Source organism: Tardiphaga sp. 862_B3_N4_1 (genome assembly GCF_051811085.1).
Taxonomy (GTDB): domain Bacteria; phylum Pseudomonadota; class Alphaproteobacteria; order Rhizobiales; family Xanthobacteraceae; genus Tardiphaga; species Tardiphaga robiniae.
In genome coordinates, this window is sequence record NZ_JBPWQB010000001.1 from 1,030,580 (window position 1) to 1,044,019 (window position 13,440).

General features: G+C 62.2%; 12 protein-coding genes. 5 read left to right on the plus strand and 7 right to left on the minus strand.

Annotated elements, in window-relative coordinates; all coding sequences use genetic code 11:
• The first annotated feature begins 1 nt into the window (after position 1).
• Positions 2 to 766 carry an ABC transporter permease gene (locus AB8B02_RS04815; protein WP_068732140.1) on the plus strand — a complete coding sequence of 255 codons (765 nt, stop codon included), beginning with the start codon at positions 2 to 4 and terminating at the stop codon, positions 764 to 766.
• 142 nt (positions 767 to 908) lie between these two features.
• On the opposite strand, the gene AB8B02_RS04820 is transcribed toward AB8B02_RS04815, so the two are convergent.
• The 5 genes from AB8B02_RS04820 to AB8B02_RS04840 all read right to left on the minus strand — a co-directional run bounded on the left by AB8B02_RS04820 (position 909) and on the right by AB8B02_RS04840 (position 6,643).
• Positions 909 to 1,892 (minus strand): 3-hydroxybutyryl-CoA dehydrogenase, encoded by a 984-nt coding sequence (locus tag AB8B02_RS04820; protein WP_439063286.1) that lies wholly within the window; start codon positions 1,890 to 1,892, stop codon positions 909 to 911.
• Positions 1,889 to 2,983 (minus strand): NAD/NADP octopine/nopaline dehydrogenase family protein, encoded by a 1,095-nt coding sequence (locus tag AB8B02_RS04825; protein ID WP_439063287.1) that lies wholly within the window; start codon positions 2,981 to 2,983, stop codon positions 1,889 to 1,891. Before AB8B02_RS04825 ends, AB8B02_RS04820 begins: the two co-directional genes overlap by 4 nt.
• Positions 2,980 to 4,518 carry a class I adenylate-forming enzyme family protein gene (locus tag AB8B02_RS04830; RefSeq protein WP_439063288.1) on the minus strand — a complete coding sequence of 513 codons (1,539 nt, stop codon included), beginning with the start codon at positions 4,516 to 4,518 and terminating at the stop codon, positions 2,980 to 2,982. Before AB8B02_RS04830 ends, AB8B02_RS04825 begins: the two co-directional genes overlap by 4 nt.
• Positions 4,519 to 4,520: 2 nt before the next feature.
• Positions 4,521 to 5,750 carry an acyl-CoA dehydrogenase family protein gene (locus tag AB8B02_RS04835; RefSeq protein WP_439064591.1) on the minus strand — a complete coding sequence of 410 codons (1,230 nt, stop codon included), beginning with the start codon at positions 5,748 to 5,750 and terminating at the stop codon, positions 4,521 to 4,523.
• Positions 5,751 to 5,815: 65 nt separating this feature from the next.
• Positions 5,816 to 6,643, minus strand: coding sequence for an alpha/beta fold hydrolase (locus tag AB8B02_RS04840; RefSeq protein ID WP_439063289.1), 828 nt, complete (start codon positions 6,641 to 6,643; stop codon positions 5,816 to 5,818).
• A gap of 250 nt (positions 6,644 to 6,893) precedes the next feature.
• Between AB8B02_RS04840 and AB8B02_RS04845 the strand changes: the two genes are divergently transcribed.
• Positions 6,894 to 8,069 carry an acyl-CoA dehydrogenase family protein gene (locus AB8B02_RS04845; protein ID WP_439063290.1) on the plus strand — a complete coding sequence of 392 codons (1,176 nt, stop codon included), beginning with the start codon at positions 6,894 to 6,896 and terminating at the stop codon, positions 8,067 to 8,069.
• A gap of 161 nt (positions 8,070 to 8,230) precedes the next feature.
• Here AB8B02_RS04845 and AB8B02_RS04850 read toward each other — a convergent pair whose 3' ends face one another.
• Together AB8B02_RS04850 and AB8B02_RS04855 are read right to left on the minus strand one after the other, a co-directional pair.
• Entirely contained in the window at positions 8,231 to 9,733 is a 1,503-nt protein-coding gene (locus tag AB8B02_RS04850) for a flavin-containing monooxygenase (protein WP_439063291.1), read from the minus strand.
• A gap of 116 nt (positions 9,734 to 9,849) precedes the next feature.
• Complete coding sequence (locus AB8B02_RS04855) at positions 9,850 to 10,299, minus strand: cupin domain-containing protein (protein WP_175367248.1); 450 nt, start codon at positions 10,297 to 10,299, stop codon at positions 9,850 to 9,852.
• Between the two features lie 270 nt (positions 10,300 to 10,569).
• On the opposite strand from AB8B02_RS04855, the gene AB8B02_RS04860 reads away from it, so the two are divergent.
• The 3 genes from AB8B02_RS04860 to AB8B02_RS04870 all read left to right on the plus strand — a co-directional run bounded on the left by AB8B02_RS04860 (position 10,570) and on the right by AB8B02_RS04870 (position 13,342).
• On the plus strand, positions 10,570 to 11,598 hold the full coding sequence (locus AB8B02_RS04860; protein WP_439063292.1) for an AraC family transcriptional regulator: 1,029 nt from the start codon (positions 10,570 to 10,572) through the stop codon (positions 11,596 to 11,598).
• An 86-nt stretch (positions 11,599 to 11,684) separates the two neighbouring features.
• Positions 11,685 to 12,446, plus strand: a complete 762-nt coding sequence (locus tag AB8B02_RS04865) for an SDR family NAD(P)-dependent oxidoreductase (RefSeq protein WP_439063293.1) — start codon at positions 11,685 to 11,687, stop codon at positions 12,444 to 12,446.
• 53 nt (positions 12,447 to 12,499) lie between these two features.
• Complete coding sequence (locus tag AB8B02_RS04870) at positions 12,500 to 13,342, plus strand: enoyl-CoA hydratase family protein (protein WP_439064592.1); 843 nt, start codon at positions 12,500 to 12,502, stop codon at positions 13,340 to 13,342.
• Positions 13,343 to 13,440 lie beyond the last annotated feature (98 nt).

The following is a 13,440-nucleotide window of genomic DNA, read 5'->3' on the forward strand; positions in this document are numbered from 1 at the left end:
CATGAACCAGGAACGCATCAATTCGGTTCTGCTGGGCATCACGCCGATCGTGCTGTTCATCGCGCTGTGGCAGTCGCTGATCTCGTTCGGCTTCGCGCCGACGAGCTTGTTGCCGCCGCCGGGCGCGGTGTTCGGAAAGCTGGCGAAGGACTTCTTCAACGGCGACTTTCTGCACGATATCGCCGCGACGCTGATCCGTCTGTTCGCCGGCTTCGGCATTGCCGTGGTCGTCGGCGTGTTCATCGGTCTTGCTGCAGCGGTGAGCCCGGCAGTCAATGCCGTCGTCAAGCCGCTGGTGCGCGTGCTGGCGCCGATCCCGAAGATCGCGCTGTATCCCGCGCTGCTGCTGATCCTCGGCTTCGACCACGCCTCCAAGATCACGCTGGTGACTGCCGACGCGCTGTTCCCGATCCTGCTTTCGACCTATTACGGCGCGTCGATGGTCGAGCAGAAGCTGATCTGGTCCGCGATGGCCGCCGGCACGCCGCGCTGGCAGATCCTGTTCAAGGTGGTGCTGCCCGCCGCGATGCCATCGATCCTCACCGGCTGCCGCATCGGCCTCGTGATCTCCTGCATCGTGGTATTCCTCGCCGAGATGATCACCTCGACCGATGGCCTCGGTCACATGCTGGTGCAGGCCGCGCGCACGTTTCAGACCGTGGATATGTTCGTGCCGCTGATCATGATCTCGATGCTCGGCCTGATCCTGAACAGCCTGCTGCACTGGCTGCGCAGCTATCTGCTGCGGGGCTTCCCGGAAGTGTAAAGACGGCTATCAAACACTCAGCCCTCATGGTGAGGAGGCGCCTCTTCGGCGCCGTCTCGAACCATGAATGGATGTGCGGCCATCCTTCGAGACGCTGCGCAAGTGTGCGGCTCCTCAGGATGAGGGGCCGAGTTCGCAGTCGCTACAAAACCGGCGGCTTCTGCAACTGAAAGTGCTTCAGCAGATCCACGAACGCCGACAGCCGTCCTTCGCGATAGGCATCGACATCGAGCCCCTCGTAATTGAGAAAGCCTTCGCCGGTCTTGAGGCCGATCTTGCCCTCGGCCATGTTGCGGCCGACGATCTCCGGTGACGAATAGCGATCGTTGTTCAGCGCGCCTGTCAGGTACTTGCTGGCGTAATAGAGAATGTCGCCGCCGCCCCAATCGACGAATTCGAGCAGACCCAGCACCGCGAAGCGGAATCCGAAACCGTATTTGATCGCCTTGTCGATATCCTCGGGACTGGCAACGCCTTCCTCGACCATGCGCGCGGCTTCGTTCATGGCCATTGCCTGGATACGCGGCACAATATAGCCGGGTGTCGCGGCGCAAACCACGGGAACCTTGCCGATGCCTTCGAGCATCTCCTTCACCCGCACGGTAATCGCCGGATCGGTCTTGGCGCCCGGCGAGACTTCGACCAGTGGCACGAGATAGGCCGGGTTCAGCCAGTGTGCGTTGAGGAAGCGCTCGGGATGCTCGACGGCGCTGGAGATGTCATCGACGAGGATGGTCGACGTCGTCGATGCGATGATCGGCGTGGGGCCTGCGAGTTGTGAGGCGCGCGCCAGCGCATCGCGCTTCTGATCGAGCACCTCAGGCACGCCTTCGAAAATGATCGCCGAACTGCTGAGCGCAGCGCCCGCACCGGCTTCCGGCACAACGCTGATGCGTGACACCAGTGTTTCGATGTCAGCTTCTGTGAGCAGGCCGAAGCGCGCCATGCTGGCAAAGGTCTTGCGGATCTCGCCAAGCGCCTCGGCTTCCAGTGCCTTGAACTTGTCGAGGTCGCGCGCCTTGAAGTCGACGATCGCGACATTGTGGCCCGCATAGGCAAAGGCGACGGCGATGCCGCGGCCCATGCGACCCGCGCCAAGACATGCGATGGCGGCACGGGCGCTCATGCGGCAAAGCCTTCGCGCAGTAGCTTCAGCAGCGCGGCCTGATCGAGATCGCCGAAGCCGAGGCTTGCGAGCGTGCGGCCACCCTGCAGGAAATTTTCGCCGCAGATCGCGCCGCCGATGGCGAGGAAGGCTTTGGCCAGCGGTGTTTCGACGCCCGCGAGCGTGGCGCAGGACAGGAAGAACGACAGGCCCGTGCGCAGATCCTCGCGCATGTAGCGGTGCTCGGTGAGCACGATGTGCTCGCGCCAGTCACCGCTGTCGGTGAGACGATCATGCGAGCCGCGGCCATACATCCACTCTTCGCCTTCCTTGGCGTAGTGATCCGCCAGCGGGAAATGCGCGCCGTTGTAGCCAAAGGCCTCGCGGATCGCGATGCGCTCGGCGTCGAGTTGGTCGGTGACGCGGCGGATAGCCGGCTGCGTACCTTCCTTGTGAATGTCCCAGGTCGGAAAATGCTCAAGCGGCCCGGCATTCATGACGATGAGCGGCGGATGGATGATCGGGCCGGCATTCATCAGTGCGCCGGACAGCGCATCGCCGCAGGGCTCGATCACGCCGGGGAAGGCCTTGTCGATGACCTTGCAGGCATAGTCCATCATGTGAAGCGGGAACACGCCGGTCGGCAGCCGCTTGGCGCGGATGGTGATCGCCACTTCGAACGGTCCGTGTTTGCGCGCGAGCCAGGGCAGCGTGCCGGTCTCGGCGAAGGCGACCTTGGCGGTGTTGCCGGCGTCATGCGCAGCCTTGGCGAATATCATCGAGCCGAAGGTTGCAGGCGGCAGATAAACGACCTGACCATCTTTGAGGTGAGGTGCGATCCGCTTGGCGATATCAGGCTGCGCAAAGGCGGGTGCGGGGCACAGGATCAGTTCGACGTCCTTGATCACCTCGGCGATATCAGTCGTCACCAGCGTCAACTGGGTGTCGTGTGTGCCCTGGGCATTCTTGACCTTGATGCGCGAGCCGGCCTTGTTGTGTTCGGCGACAGCATCGGCGTCGCGGCGCCACAGGCGGACGTCATGGCCCTGCAGTGCGAAATCACCCGCGGCTGCGAACGAACCGTTGCCGCCACCCAATACTGCGATCTTCAATTGGTCTCTCCGTCGCTCGGCGTTGCCGCCTGAACCTGCTTCAGTTTGAAATGCTGCACCTTGCCGAGCGCTGTGCGCGGCAGGTCAGTGACGAATACGATGTCGCGCGGCTGCTTGTAGCGGGCGAGCTGCGTGAGAACATGGGCCTTCAGTGTTTCGGCGCTCACGCTGCAATTCGGCCGCAGCAGCACATAGGCGACTGGTACTTCCTGCCATTTCGGATCGGGCACACCGACGACGCCGCAATCGGCGACATCGGGATGTTCGAGCAGCACGCGTTCGACTTCGGCGGGATAGACATTCTCGCCGCCGGAAATAATCATGTTCTTCTTGCGGTCGTGGACCCAGAAATAGCCGTCATCGTCGCGCGTGCCGATATCGCCGGTGCGATACCAGCCGTCATGCAGTGCCTCGCGCGTCGCGCCCTCGTTGCCCCAATATTCGTAGAACACGTTGGGGCCGCGCACCGCGATCTCGCCGGTGGCAGTGGCAGGCAGCTCGTTGCCGTCGTCGTCGATGATGATGGCTTCGCAGCACAGGCCGGGCAAACCCGTCGATCCCGTACGCGACAGGTCGCCGCCGAGCCGCGTATAGACCGAGATCGGGCAGGTCTCCGTCGAACCATAGACCTGCAGCACGGGAATGCCGCGCGCCGTCAGGCGCTCGATTAGATGCGGTGGCACGATGCTGGAGCCGGTGGACACGGCCTTGAGGCAGGAAACATCGGTCGCAGCCCAGCCGGGATGCTCGCTCATCGCCTGGATGATCGCGGGTACCCAGACGGTCAGGGTCGGTCGCTCCTGCGCGATTGCAGCCAGCGTGGAGTCCGGGGTGAAGCGCGCATGGATTGTCACGGTGGCGCCGTGATGCAGCGCCGGCGTGGTCTGGATGTTGAGGCCACCGACATGGAAGAACGGCAGCACGGTCAGGACGTGATCGTCCGATGTGAGGCCATGCATGTGCTGGCTCATCACGCCGTTCCACAGCAGCGCTTCCTGGCGCAGCACGGCGCCTTTCGGGCGGCCTGTAGTGCCTGACGTGTAGACGATCAGCAGCGGGCAGGAGAGGTCGGTATGCGGATTGCGGCCATCTCCGGAAGCGCGGGACAGCAGTGTGTCGAATGTCTGGCCGGGGGCATCAAGCGCGAAATCGAACGCGATCACGCGCGTATCCGGCAAGTCCTTCGCAAGCGACGGGAGGATGGCCGCAAAGCCTTCCTCAAGCACCAGCACCTTTACCGAAGCATCGGACAGGATGAAGAGCTGCTCGGCGACCGCGAGCCGCCAGTTCAGCGGCACCATGATCGCGCCGAGGCGGGCGCAGGCATAGAGCAGGACCAGATAGTCTGGCCGGTTCATGCTCAGGATCGCGACGCGATCACCGCGACTAACGCCGCATTCCGTCTTCAGTGCCTTCGCCGTCGCCTCGATCCGCGCGTTGAACACGGCATAGCTGAGTGTCTTGCCCTCGAAATGAATCGCGGGCTTGTCCGGCGTGAATGCGGCGTTGCGGGCGATGAGGCTGGAGAGATCCACGATTACTCGTCTTTCTCACCGGCCTCATAGAGTGCTTCTCGGCCGATGCGGTCGAGGCAAAGCTCGGCGGTCCAGGGCAGCATCAGCGCACCGCAGCGGCTGTCGCGATAGATGCGCTCCAGCGGTAGCGTCTTCAGCATGGCCTGACCGCCGCAGGTGCGGATCGCCAGTGCCGCAAGTTCGTTGGCGCCTTCCATCACGGTGTATTGCGCGGTGTAGGCGCGCAGGACCTGCTCCTTGCTCGGATTGGCACAGGCTTCGGTCACGGCCTGGAACCAGGTCGACTTGAGCTGCTCGAGCTTGATCTGCATCTGCGCCACGGCGATCTGCTTGGTCGGATACATCCGGCGCTTGACTGGCGGCATGCCCGGGATTTCGCCGCGGAGATACTTCACGGTGAAATCGTACGATGCCTGCGCGAGACCGACGTAAGTCGGTGACAGCGTCAGGAACATGTGCGGCCAGCGCATCGCGGCCTGGAAGTAGACGCCGCGCGGCATCAGCGCTGCATCTTCCGGAACAAACACGTCCTTGAAGATCAGCGTGCGGGAGACCGTGCCGCGCATGCCGAGTGGATCCCAGTCGCCAACGACCGAGACGCCTTCGGACTTGGCGGAAATCGCCAGATACAGCGTGTTGCGGCGCGAAGCCTTCTCACCCTCAGCGACTTCGGTGCAGAGCACGCCGTAGTAATCGGCGAAGCCCGACAGCGACGCAAAGATCTTCTTGCCGTTGACGATCCAGCCGCCTTTGACGGGCTTCGCTTCGGTTCCGAATGCAACGCCGCCGGCGGCTGCTGCGCCGCCTTCGGAGAACGGCTGCGAATAGATCGCGCCGTCTTCGACGATGCGCTTGTAGTGGATAGCGCGGCGGCGGTGCTGTTCGGCGCGCATCTGGTCATCCATGTCGAGGTCGTCGGCCAGCGGGCCGGACCACAGCGTCGAGCAGACATGCATGTTCCAGGTGAGTGCCGTGGCGCCGCAATAACGGCCGATTTCGGCGGCAGCGAGCGAATAGGTCTGATAGCCGGCGCCCGAACCGCCATTGGCTTTCGGGATCGAGATGCCCAGCAGACCCGCCTTGTGCAGGTCCTTGTAGTTCTCCAGCGGGAAGGTGGCCTCGGTATCCCACTTCGCCGCGCGACCGGCGAAGTTAGCCTGCGCCAGCTCGCGCGCCTTGGCGATCAGCCCGGCCTGTTCGTCATCGAGACGATAGGCTTTCGGATCGAACATCGGCTTGTCGAGGACGATGCTGTCGAGGACGATGCTGTCGAGGTCTGGCTTACTGGCGGGCTTGTTCATGAGGATGACCCCGAAAGGTTGTGGCTGGTTTTGAGGAAGTCGGCGAGTACTTCGTTGAATTCGTGCGGACGTTCGAAACTGGCGAGATGGCCGACGCCCTCGAGTTCGACATAGGTCGACCCGGGCACGAGGCCCGCCATCTTTGCCATCGTCTTTGCCGGCGCGTTGTTGTCTTTCGAACCGGATAGGACTAAAGTCGGTATTTTGATGTCCGCGATGTTCTTGCGCAGATCGAACCCGATCATCGCCTTCATCGAGGCGCGGTAGGTGTCGGGCTTCACAGCGGCCATGCAGTCGCGTGCGAGTTCAAGGCCGGCAGGATCCGGATTGTCGCCGATCAGGCCTGCCACCAGCTTCGGCGCCATCGACACCATGGTCTCGCCACGGTCGAGCGGGCCAAGCCGGGCGTCGATGAAATTCTTCTGCCATTCGCCGTCGGAGCTGCCGAAGGCGGAGGTGGTCTGCGCCAGCACGATGGCGCAGGCGAGATCGGGATAGTCCACCATGAAGCGCTGCACGATCATGCCGCCAATGGAATGGCCGACCAGCACCGGTTTCCTGGAGCCAATCTGCGCGAGAAAGTCCTTCAGGGCTTCGGCGAAGGCCGGGATGCTTGGCTCTGGCAGTTGTTCTGAGCCGCCATAGCCCGGCATGTCCCAGCCGATGGCGTAGTAGCGGTCGCCGAACGCTTCGAGCTGGTGGCGCCAGCCGCGGCCCGCACCGCCGATCCCATGCAGAAACACCAGCGGCGTTGCCGCGGAATCGCCTTTGGCTTCAAAGCCGAAGCGGCCGTCCTTCGTCGTCAGGGCTGCAGAATTTGGCACGCATAGGCCTCCTGTGCTGTCGGACAAGGGCGATCCTAGCATGTCCGAGATATATGAAAAGCGATAGTTTTAGACTTAAAGGGTTGTGGATTGCCTCATCCGGAGGCACGTCGTTTTTAGAGGTCGGCTCTCCGGTGACGGACTATGCGCCTTCCGGTTGGCGATGTTGTGATGTCCGGCCATCGCCCTTGTCCGAAATTTCTTTAGGTTTAAAACAATGTCGATTGCCGATGCATCGAGGGAGGAAGCCATGTCCGATCAGTCATTTTTGTCCTGGCCGTTTTTCGAGGACCATCATCGCGAGCTGGCCACGGGCCTGTCGCGCTGGGCCAAGGCGACGCTGCCCGGTCTGGTCGATCACCATGACGTCGATGGCTCCTGCAAGCGTCTGGTGAAGGCGCTCGGCGACGGCGGATGGTTGCGCGCAGCGGTGCCGGCGAGCCACGGTGGATTGTATCCGACTTTCGATGTGCGCTCGCTGTGTCTGATCCGCGAAACGCTGGCCTATGAGAGCGGTCTCGCCGACTTCGCATTTGCGATGCAGGGACTCGGCACCGGCCCGATCAGCCTGTTCGGTTCGGAAGCGTTGAAATTGCGCTATCTGCCGCGCGTCGCCAGCGGTGAGGCCATTGCAGCTTTCGCATTGTCAGAGCCCGATGCAGGTTCGGATGTCGCTGCGATGACGACGACAGCGGTGCCTGATGATCCGGATCATGTCCGCATCAATGGCCTCAAGACCTGGATCTCCAATGGCGGCATTGCCGACCAGTATGTGGTGTTCCTGCGTACTGGCGAATCCGGCGCGCGCGGCATCAGCGCATTCGTTGTCGACGCGGATACGCCTGGCTTCACGATTGCAGAGCGGATCGATGTGATCGCGCCGCATCCACTGGCCACGCTGAAATTCGAGAATTGCCGCGTGCCTCTGGCGAACCGTATCGGCAAGGACGGCGAAGGCTTCAAGGTCGCGATGGCGACGCTCGACGTGTTTCGCTCGACCGTCGGTGCTGCCGCGCTCGGCCTCGCACGACGCGCGCTCGATGAAGCGCTGCATCGCTCGGTCACGCGGAAAATGTTTGGCCATACGCTGGGCGATCTTCAGCTGACGCAAGCGGGCCTCGCGGAGATGGCCACGTCGATCGATGCCTCCGCACTGCTGATCTATCGCTCGGCCTGGACCAAGGATCAGGGCGCGGCGCGCATCACACGCGAAGCCGCCATGGCCAAGATGTTCGCGACCGAAGCGGCACAGACAGTGATCGACCGCGCGGTTCAAATCTTCGGCGGCATGGGCGTGCAGTCGGGCGTCAAGGTCGAGGAGCTCTATCGCGAGATTCGCGCGCTGCGCATCTATGAAGGCGCAACCGAAGTCCAGAAGGTCATCATCGGTCGCGAGCTGATCAAGGCTGCCCAGACGGGGGCGTAGTAGTTAGTCGCCAATCTATCCATGTGTCGTCCCCGCGAAGGCGGGGACCCATACACGCTGGAGATCTGGTCGGAACACAGTCGGGGTAACTCTGCCGTTTGGACCACGTTGACCGTGGTTATGGGTCCCCGCCTTCGCGGGGACGACAATGGAGGGTGAAGCTACGTGGCCGCAGCCTCCGCCTTGTAGTTCGGCGCCGATGCAAGAAACCGCGCATAGGCGTCCGCATCTGGCGGCGTGAATTTCTCCACCAGCGTGCTGCGCCGTTTGCTGGTGGCGCCCATGTCGTCGAGCAGTTCGTCGAAGTGCTTGAAGTGATAGGGCGCCACGCATAGTCCGCCATAAACGCCGGCTGCGGGCCGTTCGACGCGTTTGAAATGCAGCATCTTGTCCATATCCGCATGCATCTGAGCGGCGGTCGGCTGTTTCGCCAGCTTGCCGTCGGCATAGCGCACCAGCCAGTTGGCGGCCATTTCCGCCGTCAGCACCGAGCAGAAGCTGGAGTTGAAGCCGACAAATCCCATGTCTGGCAGATCCGGATTGGCAATGACGCGATACAGCCGATACTGCCCGTCATCCTGGATGAGCTTGTCGCGATATTGCTGCGGCAGGAACGGTACGCCGAGTGTGAAGCCGATAGCCAGCACGGCAACGTCAGCTTCGACGCGCTGGCCTGATGACATCACAATGGTCTTGCCGTCGTAGTGATCGAAGGTACCGCGGATAGCCTTGATGCGTCCGTCGGCAACCATCGGGAAGAAGTTAGGTGTAGCGATCGGTACCGAGCAGTTGATGCCGTCCTCGATACGGCCTTCCGGCACCATGTCGCATTTCTTGAGCTTGAGCTGGGTCTTCAACATGGCCTCCAGCCCGCGCCAGTTGGCCCAGATGAATGGCTTGGCAATGGCGTGATTGAGTCGCGAGAGCGCAGTCAGGCCCCAGCCCCGAAACATCTCCTCCTGGGCGCGGATATAGAGGATGCGCTTGAAGTTGATCAGGCCGCCGATGAAATAGGGAATGCGCCAGACCGGCTCGCGATAGACGAAGGTAACGGCGCTGGCGCCGGCATTGACCGAATGCACGGCGATATCGGTGGCCGATTTCGAGCCGCCCAGCACGATGACCTTCTTGCCTTTGACGATGGATGAATCCGTGTGCTCGGCCGAATGCAGGATCACGCCGCCGGCGGCCTTGAACGCGTCTTCGCCGGGATGATGCAGTTCCTTGCGCTCGTTGAATTGCCCGGTGCAGACCGCCACGAAATCGAATGTTTCCGGCGCGGTGTTGCCAGCCGCATCGCGTGTCTCAAGCGTCCAGCCGGGGAGTCCATCTTCGCGGCGTTTCATGCTCACGACGGTCGTGTTGAAACGCATCAGCGGGATCAGATTGTAGTCGCGTGCATAATCTGTGAGATAGGCATGGACCTGCGGCCCCTTGGGCCATTTCGGATAGCTCGCCGGCATCGGCTTGTCGGTGAAGCGATAGAGTTCCTTGGGACTCTGGGTCTGCACCTCTGGATAAGAGCGGGCTGGCTCCCAGACGCCGCCGAGGTCGCCGCTGCGTTCAAGCATCGTGACCTTGTGTCCGCATGCTGTGAAGGATTTGGCGGCGGCAAGGCCGGCGATACCGGCGCCGATGACGCAAACGCTCTTCTGTTTGACCATGGCTCGTCTCCTGTCTGAATGCGGCGTTGGATCGCGGACGTGCGGGTTCGCGCGCGCAGACGGACATCTGCGCGAAACGTTCGCGTGGAGTGTTGAGTGCCGTTCGGCTGTTGAGCCTAGTCGTTGGCTTCCGGTGGCAGGAAGTTCACTTCATGCTCGGCGGAGACCCGCACGATGGCTTCGATATCGCTCATATTGTGCAATTGCTTGAACAGGGCTTCGAGCTTCTGTGTCGGCGAGACCCAGAACAGCGCGCGGGCGGGCTTGTCCGATTTGTTGAAATAGCCATGCGGAATGCCGCGAGGCAGGCGAACCAGATCGCCGGCGTGAGCGCGGACCCACTGGCCGTCGAGCTTGAGGTCGAGAATACCCTCCTGAACCAGGATGAACTCTTCCTGGGTCGGATGGATATGCACCGGCACGAACTGGCCGGGATCGCTGTTGGTCTCGAAAGCAAAGGTGGAGTCGGTCACGGCCTTCGGGAAATAGACCTGTCCAAGGATATTCCACGTGGTGCCGTTATATCCGGTGCCGTTCTGGGTAATGCCTTTTTCAAGTGCCGCCATGGTCCTGCTCCCTTGGGTTTCACGTCTGCAAGGATGCTGCGTGACCTCGGGGCCTGTCTCTAGCCGTTGAACGAATCCGCTATCCAAACGACGAAATAATTACCGGCGCAGGCGAGGGCGCGCGGCCACGCTGCGCTGCACACTCATCTTTGGAAGACGCCGGCCTGCGCATTCGTTGTGCAGCACGGCAATATTTGCGGCGCGGCGCCGACTATGCGGCGTGATGCGACATGGATAGTCTAGGCTTCAAATAACGCAGGCGATCGGACCATGGTGTTGGACGCAGCCGTATCAGGGAATGCCCAGCCGGCCCGCGCCGCAAGGCTTGCGGCGTTCTCCCGCGTCTTCGCCAGGGATATCGACGAGGCTGCCGATTCGATCGGGCGCATCTTCTGCCCGCATGCGCTTGATCCCTTACAGCGCTCCTGGCCGGATTTTCATGCGCTCCATAACTGTGCCGCGTTCGATGGCTTCTCGGTGAACTACGTCTCCTATGGCGGCTCGGTGGCGATCGATCCCGGCTGTCTCGATCGCTTCTTCTTGCTGCAGATCCCGATGCATGGCGGGGCCCGGATCAATACGGGAGGCCGGAAGATCGAGGTATCTGCAGGGCGTGTCGCGTCCTTGCTGTCACCGACCATGCCGACAAAAATGGTCTGGCAGGACGATTGTGCAAAATTGATCCTGCTGGTTGAACGACGGCTCGTCGAGGAGCGCGCGGCGGCGCTGGCGGAGAGATCCGGAGCGGTCATTGAATTCGATCCGCAGGTCGATCTCAATACGCCGTTCGGTCTAGCGATCCGGTCCCAGATCGAATACCTGGTCGATCTCGCGGAGCATCGCGGACCCGGGCAGCAGATCTCGCCGATGATGGCGGCGACCCTGCGTGACTCCGTGATTGGACTGTTGCTGACCGGTCAGCAACATACGCTCACCGATACCATCGACCGCACCCTTGCGCGCCTTGGCCCGCTGCCGTCAGTGCTGAGAAAGGCACGGGACTATCTTGAGGCTCATGCCACTGAGCCGCTCGATCTCGATCGGCTCTCGCGCGCAGCTGGCATCGGGATACGTTCGCTGCAGCTCGGCTTCCAGAAGCATTTCGGCATGTCGATCTCCGATGCGCTGCTCGATATCCGGCTGACGCATTTGAATGCGAGGTTGCTGCGGGCTGCGCCGGGCGAGCGCGTCATCGATATGGCCTTCGATCTCGGCTTTACCCATCCGAGCCGGATGGCCAGCTTCTACCGTGCCCGTTATGGCGAGAGCCCGTCGGATACGCTCCGCCGCAGCCGCTAGCAGCATGGCCTGCCTGTTTCTTGCAAAAGCTTGAAGTCTAAAATAATATCGAGGCAGGCTCATGGAGAGCCTGCGGAAGGTGACGCATGTCCGGATTGTCTCGCTCCTCCCACGCTCTGGTGACCGGCGGCGGCCGCGGCATCGGCCGCGCCATTGCAGCATCGTTGGTGCAGGCCGGCGCGACCGTCACCATCCTGGGTCGCAATCTTGCAGTGCTGAACGAGGTCGTTGCCGCTGGTGACGCGCACCATGCGATGGCCGCCGACGTGTCCGATCAAGCCGCGCTGAATGCCGCGATTGCGGATGCCGCGAAACGCCAGCCGATCGATATTCTGGTGGCGAATGCGGGTGTTGCGGAGTCTGCGCCATTCGTGAAATCGGATGCGGCACTGTTCCAGCGCATGATGGATGTTAATTTCATGGGCGTCGTTTATGCGACGCAGGCTGTGCTGCCGGATATGGTCAAGCGCAAGAGCGGCCGCATCGTTGCGGTGGCTTCGACGGCTGGCCTCAAGGGCTATGGTTATGTGAGCGCCTACAGCGCTGCGAAGCACGCCGTCATCGGTCTGGTGCGCTCGGTGGCGCCGGAAGTGGCCAAGAGCGGCGTCACCGTGAATGCGGTTTGCCCCGGTTTCACCGAAACCGATCTGCTCGAAGGCAGCATCGACAACATCATGAGCAAGACCGGCCGTACGCGGGAACAAGCTGTTGCCGAATTGGCGAAGCACAATCCGCAGGGCCGTCTGGTGACGCCTGGGGAAGTCGCCGATGCGGTCCTGTGGTTGTGCGGCGCCGGCGCCAGTTCCATCACCGGCCAGAGCATCGCCGTCGCCGGCGGCGAAGTCTGATCGAACCGTAACAACAAGAACCGAACAAATTACTGGGAGCCAATATGTCAGTCATGGTCAAGAACAAGGTCGCCAATCCCGTCACGCTGCCGCTGGCCGAGTTCAAGCCTGAGCATTTCCTGCTGGCGGTGGCCGATGGCATCGCGACGGTGACGCTGAACCGGCCCGAGCGTAAAAACCCGCTGACCTTCCAGAGCTACCGTGAGCTGACGGATTTCTTCCGCGCCTGCGCAATGGATGACGACCTCAAAGTCGTGGTCGTCACCGGCGCCGGCGGTAATTTCTCGTCGGGCGGCGACGTGTTCGAGATCATCGGCCCGTTGATTGAGATGAACACCAAAGATCTCACCGCCTTCACGCGCATGACTGGCGATCTGGTCAAGGCGATGCGGGCCGCTCCGCAGCCGATCGTGGCCGCAGTGGAAGGCATCTGCGCCGGCGCCGGCGCCATCATGGCGATGGCCTCCGACATGCGTCTGGCTGCGACCGGCACCAAGGTCGGGTTCCTGTTCAACAAAGTGGGGCTGGCCGGCTGCGACATGGGCGCTTGCGCGATCCTGCCGCGTATCATCGGCCAGTCCCGTGCGTCGGAGCTGCTCTATACCGGCCGCTTCATGACAGCCGAGGAGGGCGAGCGCTGGGGCTTCTTCAGCCGCATCGTCGCGCCTGCAGAGGTGCTGAGCCAGGCGCAGACACTGGCCAGGCAGATTTCCGAAGGCCCGACCTATGCCAACACCATGACCAAACGGATGCTGTCGATGGAGTGGGCGATGTCGGTAGAAGAGGCGATCGAGGCTGAGGCGGTGGCGCAGGCGCTGTGCATGACCACCGAGGATTTTGCCCGGGCGTTCCATGCCTTCGCGAACAAGCAGAAGCCGAAGTTCGAGGGTAATTGAGACCCTCAATATGCGGGATCGACCATGAGCGCGCTGGTCACGATGATAATTTGATGTGCATCAAAGCTGGCGAATTGCCGGTTTGTCAGGCTTGCCAG